The organism is Aeromonas sp. CU5, assembly GCF_002586745.1.
Lineage (GTDB): Bacteria > Pseudomonadota > Gammaproteobacteria > Enterobacterales > Aeromonadaceae > Aeromonas > Aeromonas sobria.
Genome location: NZ_CP023817.1, coordinates 3,158,710 through 3,174,577, shown reverse-complemented (window position 1 = coordinate 3,174,577; position 15,868 = coordinate 3,158,710). Strand labels below are relative to the sequence as shown.

The following is a 15,868-nucleotide window of genomic DNA, read 5'->3' as shown; positions in this document are numbered from 1 at the left end:
CGGTCACAGAGGGGCAGCAACGGGATCATCCCCGCAGGTACTCCCAGGCCCAGCGGATGCGGATAAAGGTCTCGGCATCGCCACCCCGGTCCGGATGGTGCTGCAGTGCTAGCTCCCGCCAGCGGCGGCGGATCGCCTCCTGACTTGCCTTTTCATCGAGCTCGAACAGCGCCAGCGCTTCCTCTTTGTGTCCCTCCCCGTCATAGGCGCGCCAGAAGCGGTTGAGCAGGGTTTCTACCTCTGCCCGATCCGTCTGCCAGAACACCTGCCAGTCGAGATAGTAGCTGCGCAGATTTTCGCTGAGGGCAAAGGCGTGGCTGGCCTTTGATTTGTCGGCCAGCGGTTCGAGCCGGATATCCAGGGTGCTGATCACCAGCCACCACCCCTCTTGCCAGAGCTCGGCCTGCAACTGGTAGAGGGCGTTCATGATCAGAAAGTTGACCCGAAATAGCTGCAACTGCTCATCGTCTGCCAAGGGCGGGATTGCCCCCTGCTGGCGCAGGTCGGCCATCAGCTCGTGCACCTTGTAGCTGCCCGCCGCCTGTTGCAGCAGGGCCAGCAGCGGGGCGATCAGCGGATTGTGGGTGGCCTCGCTCATTCGGCGCCCTGCTCTCTGGCTGGTTGCAGGGCGATCAGCAACTCACCCGCCTGCGGGGTGACGGGGCCGGTGACGATGTGGGGTTTGCCCTTGACGTCCATTACAAACAGCGGGATGGCGCCGGGATTGGCGGCCTGATATTGGGCCCAGTCGAACGCTTCGCTCAGGCGGGTGGCCTTGATCTGGCCACCCCGGCTTAGCAGACCGCTCAGCTTGGCATAATTGATGTCGGGGCCGAACAGGTTCTGGCGGGCGCGGAAGGTGGCGCTCTCCCGGTTGGCCTTGCCGTGCTGCTCGCTGGAGCGCAGGGAGTAGACCTGCTCCTCGCCGTAGAGGTGGGCGAAGTGCAGTACCCCGAGCGCGTTGTTGTGGCGGTTGGGGGAGAGTGCCAGCACGGTACTGATGCTGGTGAGCGGCAGGTGCAGCTCGGCATGCTCCGACTGGGGGTTGCCGAAGTAGCAGGGCAGGTTGCTCATCCGCGCCTGTTTGCAGAACTCCCAGGCGGGATCGCAGAGTTGCACCGGCACCCCCTGATCCGCCAGCGCCTTGCCGATGGCCCGCGCCACCGAGTTGGCGCCGATGATGAGCCAGGTGTTGGGGGCGCTCTGGCGCATCTTGAGCAGGCTGGCCAGCGGCGCCGAGGTGAGGCTCTGCAACACCACGGTGGAGATGATCACCGCAAACACCAGCGGTACCAGCTTGTCAGCATCGGGGATCTCTGCCTGATGTAGGCTGATGGCGAACGAGGCGCTGACCGCCGCCGCGACTATGCCGCGCGGTGCAATCCAGCTCAGCAGGGCGCGAGCCCGCCAGGAGAGATCCGAGCCCCAGGTCGAGACCAGAATACAGAGCGGGCGCGCCACGAACTGCACCACGCAGAGCAGTGCCAGCACCATGGGGCCGAGTTGCCAGAGCTGGGCCAGATCAAGGCGGGCTGCCAGCAGGATAAACAGGCTGGAGATAAGGATGACCGCGAGATCTTCCTTGAACGCCAGCACCTCCTCCAGATCCAGCCCCTCCTGATTGGCGAGCCAGATGCCAAATACGGTCACCGCCAGCAGGCCCGATTCGTGGCTGAGCCAGTTGGAGAGGCTGAAGGTGACCAGCACCAGCGCCAGCACCCCGAATTTGTGCAGGCTGACCGGCAGCCAGTCCTTGCGAATGAGCAGGGTGGTGAGCCAGCCAGCCGCCACCCCGATGAAGGTGCCGACCCCCACCGTTTTGGCCAGTGCCAGCAGGGTGTGGCTGATGAGATCCCCCTGACTGCCGAGGCGCACCGCCTCGAACACCAGCACCGCAAACAGGGCGCCGATGGGGTCGATGACGATCCCCTCCCAGCGCAGGATCCTGTCCACCTCCCGGGTGGGGCGGATCACGTTGAGCATGGGGGCAATCACAGTGGGGCCCGTTACTACCAGTACCGCGCCGAGCATGGTGGCGACCCGCCAGTCCAGCCCCAGCAGGAAGTAACCGGCGCTGCCGATGACGGCGAAACTGACCAGCATGCCGGTGGAACAGAGGTTGCGCACCACCTTGCCGATCCCCTTGAGTTCGGCCAGATGGAGGGTCAGCGCCCCCTCAAACAGGATGATGGCCACCGACAGGGAGACCAGCGGAAACAGCAGATCGCCGAGCAGGGCATCGGGGTCGAGCAGGCCGCTGACCGGACCCAGGGTCAGGCCGGTGAGCAGCAGAAACAGGATGGCGGGCACCCGCAGCGACCAGGCGAGCCATTGGGCCAGCACGGAGACCAGGGCGATCCCGGCCAGGGAGAGGGCAATCATGCAGACCTCGATTCAGGCAGTGAGTATGGAGCTAGTGTAGTGGGTAAGTTGGTCAGATTGACACCGGAAGGAGCGGGCGTCATGGCCGGGATGGGGAGATGTGCGACAGTCGGCGTCATGGTGGCTGGCGGTGGTGTGACGGGCGCCAGCCAGACGCCAACCGTGGTTATGGGGTGGCCTTGGGGCCGGATTAGATGGGGCTCTCCTTGTGGAGCTCGCCGACACAGTCGGCCAGCGCCAATACCAGTGCGGAGCGCACCATCTGATCGAGCCGGTTGAGCTGCATCTGGTAGAAGGCCCAATCTTCTTCGCTGGCGGGGGGCTCCAGCTTCATCATGCCGCCCTGATTGACCCCGTGCAGGCGGTCGAGCAGATCACGGATCGGCTTGTCGCTGAAGCGGTAATCCTTGGGGTCGCGCACCAGAAAGTCGCGGATCTTGATATAGGCTTCGATATCCTGATAGCGCTCGAGGGAGATGAGGCCGAGGGCGAAGATCAGCTTGAGGCGCACCTCCAGCTGGCCGAGGGGGCCGCTCTGGTTGAGCAGGGGTTCGATGGCGTATTTGACGGCATACTCCTCCTGACGAAAGGCGCGTCGCATCAGGGAGTCGACCGCTTCTTCCAGGATGGTCACGGCTTCGAGAAAGAAGCCGCGGGGGCCATCCTGCTCGTTCAGTCGTTCCAGTACTTCATCTTCCTGGTGTGTGGTCATAGGTGTATAGGGTCCAGCTGACAGGGAGAGAGTGGGCCTCTCTCCCGGTTTTTATCATATGGGGCACATTCCCTTGCCATTCAAGCGCTTGGCGCGCTATCAGTGGTGGCTGAATGTGCCGCAAGCAGGGTCATTACAGGGTTTCGTAACGGGCGACGATGGCGCGAACCACCTCGCTCTCTTCATCCAGCCCGGTGACGCGGGCCAGCGCTTTGGCCGGGCCCAGCTCCGCCAGCAGGGCTTGCAGCTCCACCGCCTGCGGGTCATCGGCATTGCGATAGTGCAGCGCTGCGGCGATCCCCTCCTGCAACTGCTCGTTGGGCAGGCCGTACTCCAGGGTGCCGAGCAGCGGCTTCACCAGCCGATCCCCCGCCGCCAGTTTGCGCAGTGGCTGACGACCGACCCGGTCAATCTCGTCCACCAGATAGGGGTTGGCGAAGCGGGAGAGGATCTTCTCGATGTAGGCGGCATGCAGACGGGGATCGAAACCGTAGCGTTTCACCAGCACGGCCCCGCTCTCCTCCATGGCGCGGCGCACCTTGCTGCGGATCACCGGATCTTCGATCGCTTCGCGCACTGTGCGGTAACCCCGTAGCTTGCCGAGGTAGGCGGTGACGATGTGGCCGGTGTTAAGGGTGAACAGCTTGCGCTCGACGAAGGCCATCAGGTTGTCGGTGGGCTCCATGCCCGCCACCTTTGGCAGCTCCCCCTTGAACTGGGTCTGGTCGACGATCCACTCGCTGAAGCTCTCTACCGTCACTTCCAGCGGATCATCGTTGGCGGCCGCAGCGGGCGGTACGATGCGATCCACCGCCGAGTCGACGAAGCCGATGCAGGTTTCGAGCGTGGCATGATACGCGACTGGCAGGTACTTGAGTACCTCCTGCTTGAGGTGGCTGGTGCCGCGTACCATGTTTTCGCAGGCGATGACGTTCAGCGGTGTCAGGTTGCCAGCATCGAAGCGGGCCTGCAGCCCCTTGGCCAGGGTGCTGGCAATCTTGTCCAGAATGTTGGGGCCGACTGCGGTGGTGACCAGATCGGCGGTGATGATACGGGCGATCACCTCGTGACCGGCGGAGCTGACCGCTGCCACGTTGCGCACCACGTCCAGCTTCTGATCCGCTCCCACCACATGGACCTTGTACTCCTGACGGTGGTTGAGCTGATCGATCAGAGTGTCGTTGACGTCGGCGAAAGTGACCTGATGGCTGGCATCAGCCAGCAGTTTGCCGATAAAGCCGCGACCGATATTACCAGCACCAAAATGCAATGTTTTCATGATATTAACCTCTTGAACCAAAGACGATGAAAGATGATTACGCAGCCTGTTCGGCACCCAGCAGATCCAGGAAAGCCTGGGGATCCGTGGTGCTGGCCAGCCGGTCGATGAGACCGGGTTCATCCAGTGCATTGGTCAGGCGGGTTATCACCTGCATGTGTTCGTCGTTGCGGGCGGCGATGCCGATCACCAGCCGCGCTACCTCATCGGCGGCCTCGCCAAAGGCGACTCCGGCCGGGTACTGGCAGATGACGATACCGGTACGCTTCACGAACTTCTTGGCGGCGATGGTGCCGTGAGGCACGGCGATGGACTCGCCGAGGTAGGTAGAGACCAGCTGCTCGCGCTCCAGCATGGCGTTGACGTAGTCGGGTGCCACGTATCCGCGCTCTGCCAGCAGTCGGCCTGCGGTCAGGATGGCGGCCTCCTTGCTGTCCGCTTTCAGTCCCAGATGCACGTCATGACGGCTCAGGATAAAGACCTCGGCTGCTTGCGGCTCGTAGCTGTCGTCGTTAGCCGCCACCAGCAGTTGCGGGTTGGCGACGTCATCGTTGGCGGCGCGGCTCAGGCTCTGTACCAGCTCCTGATAGAGGCCGTTGTCGAGGAAGTTGGTCAGCGAGATATGGTGAGCATTCGGCGCATGGCGACGGGCCCGCTCGGTCAGATCCTTGTGGGTGATGACCCAGTCCACCTGATCGTCGAGCTGATCGATGGCGCGGTTGGTGACGCTGATATCGAGCCCGGCAGCCTGCACCCGCTTGCGCAGCATGCCGGCACCCATGGCGCTGGAACCCATCCCCGCATCGCAGGCGACCACGATATTGCGTACCGCCATCAGTTCGCCGCCCGGCTTCTTGGCCGCTGCGGTTTCAGGCTTGCCGCCCTTCATGGCTTTCATCTTGCGGGTGGCTTCACCGAGGGCATTGGCCTCGTCAGCTTCCGGCTGCTGGGCGCGGACGAACACGGCGGCGACCAGGAAGGAGACTAGGGTGGCGCTGATGATGGAGAGGGCGACTCCGATCAGGGAGGCTTTCGGCGTCATCAACAGCACGGCGAAGATGGAGCCCGGCGACGCGGGGGAGACCAGACCGGCGTTGAACAGGGTCAGGGTAAAGACCCCGGTCATGCCACCGGCGATCACCGCCAGAATGAGGCGCGGGTTCATCAGCACATACGGGAAGTAGATCTCGTGGATGCCGCCGAAGAAGTGAATGATGGAGGCGCCAGCAGCGGACTGCTTGGCGGCACCACGGCCGAACACCATGTAGGCCAGCAGCACGCCCATGCCCGGGCCCGGGTTCGCTTCAATCAGGAAGAAGATGGAGCTGCCGTGCTCGGTCGCCTGCTGGATCCCCAGTGGTGAGAAGATACCGTGGTTGATGGCGTTGTTGAGGAACAGGATCTTGGCCGGTTCGACGAAGATGGAGGTGAGCGGCAGCATGTGGTTATCCACCAGGAAGCCGACACCACCGGCCAGCAGGCCGGAGAGCACCTTGACGAAGGGGCCAATCACGAAGAAGGCGAGGATCGCCAGCAGCATGCCGATAAGGCCGGCGGAGAAGTTGTTGACCAGCATCTCGAAGCCGCTCTTGACGCGACCGTCCATCGCCTTGTCGAAGCGCTTGATGGTCCAGCCACCGAGCGGGCCGACCATCATGGCGCCCATGAACATCGGGATGTCGGTCCCCACGATGACGCCCATGGTGGTGATGGCGCCGACCACGCCGCCGCGCTCACCGCCCATCAGCTTGCCGCCGGTGTAGCCAATCAGCAGCGGCAGCAGGTAGGTGATCATGGGGCCAACCAGCTTGGCCAAGGTTTCGCTTGGCAGCCAGCCGGTGGGGATGAAGAGGGCGGTGATAAAGCCCCAGGCGATGAAAGCGCCTATGTTGGGCATGACCATATTGGACAGGAAGCGTCCAAAATTCTGTATCTTGACTTTGGTATCCGGTGATAACATGTCGGGACCCCGTTTTAAGCCTGTTTGATTAAAAGTGGTAGTCGGGATGGCCGGTTTTGCCGAACCGCCATCCCGGTCGTCTAAGCAACTTCAATCTACCAGCTTGCGATCACATTAGGCTGAAAACGGGGTGTCTTGTGACACACCTCTCAGAAACCCCGCCATACCCCCTTCTCAACCAGTGATCTGGGTCACATTCTGATGCTGTAATTCGGCTACTTTTCGATCCTTTCTGTTTTGAGTGACCCGTTTTTGTGATGCAGGTCACCAAAGTTGGTTTGCTGCATTCGGGTGGTAAGGTGATTTGCGTCACAAATTCAGTTTTTGTACTCGAATGGAGCAATCCGCTCAATAACATATCAGCGGGTAGTGACGATGGATTTATCGAGATAGTCTCTTGGTTATCAATGAATCAATAAGTTTGTAACCCGCTTTCAGCTTTATGGTCGGCGATGAGGGCTCTTTTGCGGCTGACTGATGGAGATGGGTAGGAAAATACAGGGTGTGATTGTGCGGCTGACGCTCGGGGATCTTGTTTGCCGTGCAGGGATGAACGCAGATAAAAACAAACCGCCAGCAGGCGGTTTGTCGGTTTTTGCGATATGGCCCCTGTCGGGTGCGGCTGCTTAGTAGAAGCTGGCATCCTCGGGGGAGGGGCGGGTCTTGAAGCGGCGATGGAGCCACATGTATTGCTCCGGCGCCTTGCGCACGGCGGCTTCAATCTCGCGGTTGGCGCGGGCGGCATCGACCATCTCATCACCGCTGGGGTAGTCGGCGAGCGGTGCCCCGATATGCAGGGTGTAACCCTCGCTGGTGCGGATGTTGTAGCAGGGCAGGGTGACGGTGTTCTTCACCCGCGCCAGGGTGGCGGTGCCGGAGATGGTGGCCGCCTGCTCGACGGCGAAGTAGGGCACGAACACGCTGGCGTGGCTGCCGTAGTCGTGATCCGGCGCGTACCAGAGGGCGTCGCCGTTGCGCAGCGCCTTGATCATCCCCTTCACGTCCATCCGGTCCACCAGATATTTGTTGGAGGCGCAGCGACCGTGGTACTGGGCATACTCCAGCACCGGATTGGTGTTGGGGCGATAGACCCCCACCCCGGGGCGTACCAGACCGAAACAGCGGGCGTTGAGCTCCAGGGTCAGGAAGTGGCAGGAGAGCAGCAACATGCCCTGACCCTTTTCCATGGCGGCGATAACATGCTCTTCCCCTTCCACCTTCATCAGGTTGCGCATCCGCCAGTCTGGCCAGAACCATGCCATGCCCACCTCGAACACGGCGCAGCCCACGCTCTCGAAGTTTGCTTTCAGCAACTGCTCCCGCTGATCCTGGGTCAGTTCCGGCAGCGCCAGTTCCAGATTGCGACGGGCAATCTTCACCCGGGATTTCAATATTCTGGCGGCGAGGCGGCCGAGCTGGCGGCCCAGCCACATCTGGCTGCGCCACGGCAGCAAGGTCAGCAGCCAGAGTAGGGAGAGGCCGAACCAGCTGGCCCAGTAACGGGGATGAAACAGGCGGGGCTCGAGGCGAGGAGCGTTGTCATGGGCCATGGGTAATCTCTTGTTCGCAAACACAATCGGGGGATTCTAGCCGAAAAGGGGGGGCGGGGGCGAATGGCTGTGTGCTGGTCAGAGGGGTAGCCTGCGTCCGGTTAGCGTGACAGGTGCGGCAACTGCGGTCGGCTTTTTCTCCACCCAATAAAAGAGTGTGATAAAATCGTCCGCTGATTTTTCAGGTTTTGAGAGCCGATACAGATGAAGATCACCCTGCCCGATTTTGAAAAAGCCCGCGTGCTGGTCGTTGGCGATGTCATGTTGGACCGTTACTGGCATGGCCCTACCGGCCGGATCTCCCCCGAGGCGCCGGTACCCGTAGTCAAGGTTGAACACATTGAGGAGCGCCCCGGTGGCGCGGCCAACGTGGCCCTCAACTCCGCCGCTCTTGGCGCCCACGCCGTGCTGCTTGGCCTGACCGGTCAGGATGAAGCGGCCGATGCGCTGGCCGGTCAGATGGCTGGCGTCAAAGTCGCCTGTGATTTCGTTCGTCTGGCCGACTACCCGACCATCACCAAGCTGCGGGTACTGTCCCGCAACCAGCAACTGCTGCGTCTGGATTTTGAAGAGCCCTTCCACTCCGTCGATGCCAGCCTGCTGATGAGCAAGGTTGAGCAGGCGTTGCCGAGCTGCGACGTGATGATCCTCTCCGACTATGGCAAAGGCGCCCTCAACGATGTGCCCGGCATGATCCAGCGGGCCCGCGCTGCAGGTATCCCGGTGATGGTCGACCCCAAGGGGACCGACTTCGAGAAGTACCGCGGTGCCACTCTGTTGACCCCCAACATGTCCGAGTTCGAGGCTGTGGTGGGCAAGGTGAAGAGCGAAGAGGATCTGGTCGCCAAGGGGCTGGAGCTGGTCAAGCGCTTCGAGCTGGATGCCCTGCTGGTCACCCGTTCCGAGAACGGCATGACCCTGATCCGCGAAGGTCAGCCGGAGCTGCACCTGCCGGCTCAGGCCCACGAGGTTTACGATGTGACCGGTGCCGGTGATACCGTGATCTCCACCCTGGCCACCGCGCTGGCGGCAGGCAAGAGCCTGGATGAAGCCTGTGCGCTGGCCAATACCGCAGCCGGTATCGTGGTCGGCAAGCTGGGTACCTCTACCGTCAGTCCGGTCGAGCTGGCCAACGCCCTCTATACCGAGCAAGAGACAGGTTTCGGTGTGATGTCTGAAGCCCAGCTGAAAGTGGCGGTCCGTGCCGCCCGTCTGCGCGGCGAGAAAGTGGTGATGACCAATGGCTGCTTCGACATCCTGCACGCCGGTCACGTCTCCTATCTGGCCAACGCTGGCAAGCTGGGGGATCGCCTGATCGTGGCGGTCAACACCGATGAGTCGGTTCGCCGCCTCAAGGGGCCGGGTCGTCCGGTCAACCCGACCGAGCGCCGCATGACGGTGCTGGCGGCCCTTGGTGCCGTTGCATGGGTGGTGCCTTTCAGTGAAGATACCCCGCAGCGCCTGATCGCCGAGATCCTGCCGGACCTGCTGGTCAAGGGCGGTGATTACAAGCCGGAGGATATCGCCGGTTACGCCGAGGTGACCGCCAATGGCGGTGAGGTGCGAGTGCTCAATTTTGAAGATGGTTGCTCCACCTCCGACATCATCAAGACTATCCGCGAGCGCGGCTAACGCTCAGCTGGCCCCGTAATCTGACGGGGCCGACTACGGCCGGAGCAAGCCGACAGAAATCCGGATAACAAAAAGGCGACATTGCGGTCGCCTTTTTCATTCCCGATAACGGTTATCAGGCTTTGGTTTTTGCCGTGGCAGGCATCAGACCCTGGTTCACTTCTACCAGATCCTGCGCTTCCAGCACACCGGCAGCCTGTTTCAGGCTGAGGATGTTGAGGATGTAGTTGTAACGGGCGGCAGAGAGTTTCTGCTTGGCATCGTACAGCTTGCGGGTGGAGTCCAGCACATCGACGATGGTGCGGGTGCCCACTTCGTAACCGGCCTCGGTCGCTTTCAGGGCGCTATCGGCGGAGACCACGGACTGGCTGTAGGCGCGTACCGAGCCGATGCTGGCGTTCACGTTGTTGTAGGAGGAGCGCACCGTACTCTGTACCGAGCGGAAGTTTTTCTCCAGCAGTTCGCTGGCGGCCACGTAGTTGAATTGGGCCTGCTTCACTTTGGACGTAGTGGCACCACCGCTGTAGATCGGCAGCTTGAAGGTCAGGCCAATGTTGCCTTGCGAGTTTTCACTGCTCATGCCCGGTGTGTCGTTCTTGTAATCGGTGTTGCTGCTCTGCAGACCGGCACCCAGATCGAGAGTCGGCTCATGACCTGTCTTGGCCAGATCGATCTGCTCTTTGGCGATGTCCTTGGTGATGCGGGCGTTGTGCAGTTGCAGGTTCTTGTCCAGCGCCAACTCCAGCCACTTGTCGGAGCCAAAGGTGGTTTTTTGCGGCGTGAAACGATCGGTGTTCAGCACATCCAGATTGCGGTGATCGATACCGGTCAGCTCGCGCAGGGTTTCGTAGCTGTTGGCCAGCTCATTCTCTGCGTTGATCTCGTCGGCCAGCGCCTGGTCACGGGAGGCTTCGGCTTCATGAACGTCGGTGATGGCGGTCAGGCCCACTTCAAAACGCTGCTGGGTCTGCTCCAGCTGACGCTCTACGGCTACTTTGTTGGCCTGTACGAACTCCAGGGTATCCATCGCCTTGAGCACGTTGAAATAAGCCTGGGCGCTGCGCAGCATCAGGTTCTGGATTTCGAGGTTGTAGCTCACGTCAGATTGGGTCGCGCTCTTCTCGGTCAGGTCCAGATTGATCCAGTTGCTACGGCGATAGATGGATTGATCCAGTGAGAGGTTGCCGCTGGCGGTAGTACCAGTCTGGGTATCACCCTTGTTTTGCAGGTAGTTCAGGCCAGCACCCAGATTGATTTGTGGCAACAATGAGGCGCGAGATTCGTTGATCTTCTCGAAGGCCTGGTCACGCACAGCTTTGGATTGCAGCAACTGCGGGTCTTTGAGCTGGGCTTGTTGATAGATGTCGAGCAGGTTTTCAGCATGGGCTCCGGCACTGACGCCCAGCAACACCATGACGGACAAAAGTGTTCTTTTCATAGATCGATTTAACCTTGTGTAGTAATCCAAACGGGTTGCTGGAGAGGGTAAATATTGTCACCGACCAAGCTTAATTGCAGCTTAATCACTCTACTATAAGCAAATTTTAATGCGAAGAGTCTCGGGTCCGGTAACGGGAACGTCAAGAACTGGAAGCAGTTTTCTCCCCACGCGCCTAGCCAAATGGTCTGTGGCTGCTAAAATCCACCCCTCATTGCCATGGCATACCGAGTGAATGAACGTTCATTCATGTTTCTCGGATTTTATGGTCAAACTGATACAAGTCAAGCTGACGGGAGTCCCGGATGTCGCAGCAACCCTTGCCACAAGATCGTCACTACGCCACCGATGATGTAAAAATCATCGAAAAATCAGCTGGATATAACGGCTTCTTCAAGGTGAACGTCTATCGGCTCCAGCACAGGTTATTTGCCGGTGGCTGGAATGAGCCCATTGTGCGCGAGCTGTTCGAGCGCGGCCATGCTGCGGCGCTGCTGCCTTATGATCCGGTGCGCGATCAGATAGTGCTGGTGGAGCAGTTCCGGATCGGCGCCATGGAGACCTGCCCGACCCCCTGGCTGCTGGAGCTGGTAGCCGGCATCATAGACCCAGGCGAAGTCGCTGAAGAGGTGGTGCGCCGGGAAGCGGTGGAAGAGGCGGGGATCGAGGTCGCCCGCTGCGAGCACGCCATCAGCTATCTGGTGAGCCCGGGCGGCAGCACCGAGCGGATCGAGGTCTATGTGGGCGAGGTGGATGCCAGCAAGGCCGAGGGGTTGCACGGTCTGGCGGACGAGGGGGAAGATATCCGGGTGCATGTGGTGAGTCGCGAGCAGGCCTATGCCTGGCTCAAAGAGGGGCGCATCGACAATGCCGCCTCGGTGATCGCGCTGCAGTGGCTGGCCCTTAACCACGGCGAGCTACGCGCCCGCTGGCTGGCAGATCGCTAAGATGGCGCTGACCCTGCAACAGCGCAAGCGCCATGTGCCAGACTTGATGGCCTTGCAACGTACTTGCGAGGTCAATTACATGGCCTTGATGAAGTTGCTACCCCCGGAAGGGGTGGTGGGCGCGGTGCGCCGCTATCGGGTCGGTAACGATTTGCAATTTGAGCTCACCATCAGTGGTGAGAGCCGTTTCACCAGTCAGGTGATCCTGAGCCAGCACAATCCCGAATTGCCCGAATACCTGCAGGCTCAAATCGAGATTCGTTTGTATCATGACGTGCGGATGGCGGAAGTGTGTGCAGCGCAACAGATTTCCCGCTTGCAACCAAGTTATGATTATCCCAATAAAAAGATGCACCAGCGGGATGAAAAGGAGCAGGTAAATCTGTTTCTGGCCGAATGGCTAAAATTTTGTCTCAGACATGGTACCAGCCCGATCAATATCTCCAGTTGAACAAATAACAAGAAGCGTGATTTTGGAAACAGATCTCCCCCAGGCGCAGGACGGTAGTCTGCGCCTGTTGCAAATTACCGATACCCACCTCTTTGCCAGCCAAGAGGGACGGCTATTGGCTGTGCGCACCGCAGAGAGTCTGGCCGCCGTGCTGGAACAGGTGCAAGCCAACCCGCATCCTTATGACGTGATCCTGGCTACCGGCGATCTGTCGCAGGATCACAGTCCGGAGTCCTATCAGCGTTTTGCTTCCATGATGGCGCCACTGGGCCGCCCTATCTACTGGTTGCCCGGCAACCACGACGACAGCCCGCTGATGACCGAATACCTCCATGCCGCCGGGATCAGCGAAGCCAAGCAGCTGGTGGGGGATCACTGGCAGGTGATCCTGCTCGATACCCAGGTGCGCGGCAAACCCCACGGCGTGCTCGGTGATCACCAGCTTGCGGCCCTCGACCGCGCGCTGCGCCAGTATCCTGATCGCCATGCCCTTATCACTCTGCACCATCAGGCGGTGCCGGTGGGCTGCGCCTGGCTGGATCAGCACAATCTCAAGAATGCCGATGACCTGTTTGCCGTGCTGGCCCGTCACCCGCAGCAAAAAACCATTCTGTTCGGCCACGTCCATCAGGAGTTTGACGAGGTGCACCACGGGGTGCGGCTAATTGCCAGCCCCTCCACCTGCATCCAGTTCAAACCGCTCTGCGATGGCTTCGCGCTGGACGAGTCCGGCCCGGGCTGGCGCTATCTCACCCTCTATCCGGATGGGCGGGTGGCCAGCGAGGTGTGGCGCCTGCCGGTGGGGCAGTTTGTGCCCGACCCCAATGCCACCGGTTATTGAGGAGGATTGCATGAAGTCGGTTCTCCTTTATCTGCATGGGTTCAACTCCTCTCCGGGCTCCGCCAAGGCGCAGCAGATGGCTACCTGGGTGGCCGCCAACCGTCCCGACATCGAGGTGATCATTCCGGCCCAGCCCAATACCCCAGCGGCGGCCTGGGCGGCTATCGAGCAGACCCTCGCTGATCTTGCAGCCCGTTATGGTCGCGGGTTCAAGCTCGGTGCCGTGGGCAGCTCCCTCGGCGGCTTTATGGCAACTCGGGTCAGCGAGCAATACGGTTGCCGCGCCGCGCTGATCAATCCGGCAGTACGCCCTCATGAGTTGCTGTGCGACTATATTGGCCCCCAGACCAACCCCTATACCAACGAGCAGTACCAGCTGCTGCCAGCGCACATCGATGAGCTGCGTGGGTTGGCGGTGCAGGTCTCGGCACCCGAGCGGCTCTGGATCCTGCAACAGCAGGGGGATGAGGTGCTCGACTATCGCAAGGCGCTGGACGAATACCGCTTTGCCCGTCTCTCGCTGGAGTGCGGTGGCGACCACGCCTTTGTAGCGTTCGAGCGCTATCCCGCCCAGATCATCCGCTTTCTCGGGTTGTAGCAATGCGGGGCAGCCTCGCGCTGTCCCTCTCCAGATCAAGCTTTCGGCGCGGGGAGTTTGTTCTGCCCCCGCCTAGCAGTTAAGATTCCCTCCAAACGTCAATTCGCAAGGCCCTCCATGTCTACTCAATACAATGCGGATGCCATTGAGGTCCTCAATGGCCTTGAACCGGTGCGCCGTCGCCCCGGCATGTATACCGACACCACCCGGCCCAATCACCTCGGTCAGGAGGTCATCGACAACAGCGTCGACGAGGCGCTGGCGGGTCATGCCCGTACCCTGGAGGTGACCCTGTTTGAAGACCAGTCCCTCGAGGTGATCGATGACGGCCGTGGCATGCCGGTCGATATCCACCCGGAGGAAGGGGTGTGCGGTGTGGAGCTGATCCTCTGCAAGCTGCACGCGGGCGGCAAGTTCTCCAACAAGAACTATCAGTTCTCCGGCGGTCTGCACGGGGTGGGCATCTCGGTGGTGAACGCCCTTTCCGATCGGGTCGAGGTGACGGTGCGTCGCGACGGTCAGGTCTATGACATCGCCTTCGAGCGTGGCGACAAGGTGCAGGAGTTGACCATCACCGGCACCTGTGGCCGCCGCAACACCGGCACCCGGGTGCGCTTCTGGCCGCAGGCGAGCTACTTCGACTCGCCCCGCTTTTCGGTCACCAAGCTGGAGCACCTGCTCAAGGCCAAGGCGGTACTCTGCCCCGGCCTCACCATCAAGTTCCTCGACAAGAACACCGGCATCAAGCTGGAGTGGTGCTATGAGGATGGCCTCAAGGATTATCTGGTCGATGCGGTCAAGCAGTTCACCTGCCTGCCGGAGCAGCCCTTTATCGGCGCCTTCAGCACCGAACAGTCCGCCGTGGACTGGGCACTGTGCTGGTTGCCGGAAGGGGGGGAATGCCTCGCCGAATCCTATGTCAACCTGATCCCCACCGCCCAGGGTGGTACTCACGTCAACGGTCTGCGTCAGGGCCTGCTCGACGCCATGCGCGAGTTCTGCGAGTTCCGCAACCTGCTGCCGCGCGGGGTCAAGCTGACCCCGGAAGATATCTGGGATCGCTGCGCCTACATCCTCTCCGTCAAGATGCAGGATCCGCAGTTCGCCGGTCAGACCAAGGAGCGGCTCTCTTCCCGTCAGAGTTCTGCCTTTGTCTCCGGCGTGGTGAAGGATGCCTTCAGCCTTTACTTGAACAGCAACACCGAGCTGGCGGAGCAGATCGCCGAGATCTGCATCAGCAGCGCCCAGCGCCGACTGCGCGCCGCCAAGACGGTGGTGCGCAAAAAGATTACCCAAGGCCCGGCGCTGCCCGGCAAGCTGACTGACTGCAACTGTGCCGACCCCATGCAGGGTGAACTGTTCCTGGTGGAGGGTGACTCCGCGGGCGGCAGTGCCAAGCAGGCGCGGGATCGCGAGTTTCAGGCCATCATGCCCCTGCGCGGCAAGATCCTGAACACCTGGGAAGTGGAGGCCGGTCAGGTGCTCGCCTCGCAGGAAGTGCACGATATCTCGGTGGCCATCGGGCTCGATCCCGACTCCGAAGATCTCAGCGGCTTGCGCTACGGCAAGGTGTGCATCCTCGCGGATGCGGACTCGGACGGTCTGCATATCGCCACCCTGCTCTGCGCCCTGTTTGTGAGGCACTTCCGCACCCTGGTCAACAAGGGCCACGTCTATGTCGCCATGCCGCCCCTCTACCGGATCGATATCGGTAAAGAGGTCTACTACGCCCTTGACGAGGACGAGAAGAACGGCGTGCTGCAGCGGGTCGAGGCCGAGAAGAAGAAAGGCAAGGTGATGGTGACCCGATTCAAGGGTCTGGGTGAGATGAACCCGAAACAGCTGCGGGAAACCACCATGGATCCCAACACCCGCCGTCTGGTGCAGCTCACCATGGATGAGCAAGGGGAAGAGACCCTGCAACTGATGGACATGCTGCTAGCCAAAAAACGCTCCGGCGATCGCCGTGAGTGGCTGGAAGAGAAGGGCAACCTCGCCATCATCTAAGCCGTCGGCTGGCCCTGTGCGGGCCAGCAAGCATTTAGCCGGAGTCGCCCTGTGGCGGCTCCCGAACCGAA

General features: G+C 61.1%; 13 protein-coding genes. 6 read left to right on the top strand and 7 right to left on the bottom strand.

The annotated features are described in order from the left end of the window. Nucleotides 1–25: 25 nt before the first annotated feature. The 6 genes from CK911_RS14100 to lpxL form a co-directional block, all read right to left on the bottom strand. Complete coding sequence (locus tag CK911_RS14100; RefSeq protein ID WP_042023066.1) at nt 26–598, bottom strand: DNA-J related domain-containing protein; 573 nt, start codon at nt 596–598, stop codon at nt 26–28. Then, entirely contained in the window at nt 595–2,382 is a 1,788-nt protein-coding gene (locus CK911_RS14095) for a sodium:proton antiporter (protein ID WP_098970708.1), read from the bottom strand. The genes CK911_RS14100 and CK911_RS14095 overlap by 4 nt, the downstream gene beginning before the upstream one ends. Before the next feature lie 190 nt (nt 2,383–2,572). Then, a complete protein-coding gene (locus CK911_RS14090) occupies nt 2,573–3,094 on the bottom strand; it encodes an MltR family transcriptional regulator (protein WP_005335907.1) in 522 nt (173 codons plus the stop codon). 133 nt (nt 3,095–3,227) lie between these two features. Further along, nucleotides 3,228–4,373 (bottom strand): mannitol-1-phosphate 5-dehydrogenase, encoded by a 1,146-nt coding sequence (locus CK911_RS14085; RefSeq protein WP_172954021.1) that lies wholly within the window; start codon nt 4,371–4,373, stop codon nt 3,228–3,230. A 37-nt stretch (nt 4,374–4,410) separates the two neighbouring features. Further along, nucleotides 4,411–6,333, bottom strand: coding sequence for a PTS mannitol transporter subunit IICBA (locus CK911_RS14080; protein WP_098970704.1), 1,923 nt, complete (start codon nt 6,331–6,333; stop codon nt 4,411–4,413). Nucleotides 6,334–6,959: 626 nt separating this feature from the next. Beyond that, complete coding sequence (gene lpxL, locus CK911_RS14075) at nt 6,960–7,883, bottom strand: LpxL/LpxP family Kdo(2)-lipid IV(A) lauroyl/palmitoleoyl acyltransferase (RefSeq protein WP_098970702.1); 924 nt, start codon at nt 7,881–7,883, stop codon at nt 6,960–6,962. A 204-nt stretch (nt 7,884–8,087) separates the two neighbouring features. Here lpxL and hldE point away from each other — a divergent pair, with 204 nt between their 5' ends. After that, nucleotides 8,088–9,515 (top strand): bifunctional D-glycero-beta-D-manno-heptose-7-phosphate kinase/D-glycero-beta-D-manno-heptose 1-phosphate adenylyltransferase HldE, encoded by a 1,428-nt coding sequence (gene hldE / locus CK911_RS14070; protein ID WP_098970699.1) that lies wholly within the window; start codon nt 8,088–8,090, stop codon nt 9,513–9,515. Between the two features lie 115 nt (nt 9,516–9,630). Here hldE and tolC read toward each other — a convergent pair whose 3' ends face one another. Further along, nucleotides 9,631–10,953 (bottom strand): outer membrane channel protein TolC, encoded by a 1,323-nt coding sequence (gene tolC, locus CK911_RS14065; protein WP_042023059.1) that lies wholly within the window; start codon nt 10,951–10,953, stop codon nt 9,631–9,633. Nucleotides 10,954–11,258: 305 nt separating this feature from the next. Here tolC and nudF point away from each other — a divergent pair, with 305 nt between their 5' ends. The 5 genes from nudF (at nt 11,259) to parE (ending at nt 15,797) form a co-directional block, all read left to right on the top strand. Continuing rightward, complete coding sequence (gene nudF / locus CK911_RS14060; protein ID WP_068979035.1) at nt 11,259–11,900, top strand: ADP-ribose diphosphatase; 642 nt, start codon at nt 11,259–11,261, stop codon at nt 11,898–11,900. A 1-nt stretch (nt 11,901) separates the two neighbouring features. Further along, the gene (locus CK911_RS14055; RefSeq protein ID WP_068979034.1) at nt 11,902–12,351 is read left to right on the top strand and encodes a DUF1249 domain-containing protein; all 450 of its coding nucleotides are present in this window, start codon (nt 11,902–11,904) and stop codon (nt 12,349–12,351) included. Nucleotides 12,352–12,373: 22 nt separating this feature from the next. Continuing rightward, nucleotides 12,374–13,192, top strand: a complete 819-nt coding sequence (cpdA, locus tag CK911_RS14050) for a 3',5'-cyclic-AMP phosphodiesterase (protein WP_098970697.1) — start codon at nt 12,374–12,376, stop codon at nt 13,190–13,192. 10 nt (nt 13,193–13,202) lie between these two features. Continuing rightward, nucleotides 13,203–13,790, top strand: coding sequence for a YqiA/YcfP family alpha/beta fold hydrolase (locus CK911_RS14045; RefSeq protein ID WP_098970695.1), 588 nt, complete (start codon nt 13,203–13,205; stop codon nt 13,788–13,790). A 117-nt stretch (nt 13,791–13,907) separates the two neighbouring features. Next, the gene (gene parE / locus CK911_RS14040) at nt 13,908–15,797 is read left to right on the top strand and encodes a DNA topoisomerase IV subunit B (protein ID WP_042023054.1); all 1,890 of its coding nucleotides are present in this window, start codon (nt 13,908–13,910) and stop codon (nt 15,795–15,797) included. The last annotated feature ends 71 nt before the right edge of the window (nt 15,798–15,868 follow it).

Bases quoted from the DNA above. Each gene is read 5' to 3' on its own strand.
- CK911_RS14100 (WP_042023066.1), bottom strand. From the start codon at position 598: ATGAGCGAGGCCACCCACAATCCGCTGATCGCCCCGCTGCTGGCCCTG.
- CK911_RS14095 (WP_098970708.1), bottom strand. From the start codon at position 2,382: ATGATTGCCCTCTCCCTGGCCGGGATCGCCCTGGTCTCCGTGCTGGCC.
- CK911_RS14090 (WP_005335907.1), bottom strand. From the start codon at position 3,094: ATGACCACACACCAGGAAGATGAAGTACTGGAACGACTGAACGAGCAG.
- CK911_RS14085 (WP_172954021.1), bottom strand. From the start codon at position 4,373: ATGAAAACATTGCATTTTGGTGCTGGTAATATCGGTCGCGGCTTTATC.
- CK911_RS14080 (WP_098970704.1), bottom strand. From the start codon at position 6,333: ATGTTATCACCGGATACCAAAGTCAAGATACAGAATTTTGGACGCTTC.
- lpxL (WP_098970702.1), bottom strand. From the start codon at position 7,883: ATGGCCCATGACAACGCTCCTCGCCTCGAGCCCCGCCTGTTTCATCCC.
- hldE (WP_098970699.1), top strand. From the start codon at position 8,088: ATGAAGATCACCCTGCCCGATTTTGAAAAAGCCCGCGTGCTGGTCGTT.
- tolC (WP_042023059.1), bottom strand. From the start codon at position 10,953: ATGAAAAGAACACTTTTGTCCGTCATGGTGTTGCTGGGCGTCAGTGCC.
- nudF (WP_068979035.1), top strand. From the start codon at position 11,259: ATGTCGCAGCAACCCTTGCCACAAGATCGTCACTACGCCACCGATGAT.
- CK911_RS14055 (WP_068979034.1), top strand. From the start codon at position 11,902: ATGGCGCTGACCCTGCAACAGCGCAAGCGCCATGTGCCAGACTTGATG.
- CK911_RS14045 (WP_098970695.1), top strand. From the start codon at position 13,203: ATGAAGTCGGTTCTCCTTTATCTGCATGGGTTCAACTCCTCTCCGGGC.
- parE (WP_042023054.1), top strand. From the start codon at position 13,908: ATGTCTACTCAATACAATGCGGATGCCATTGAGGTCCTCAATGGCCTT.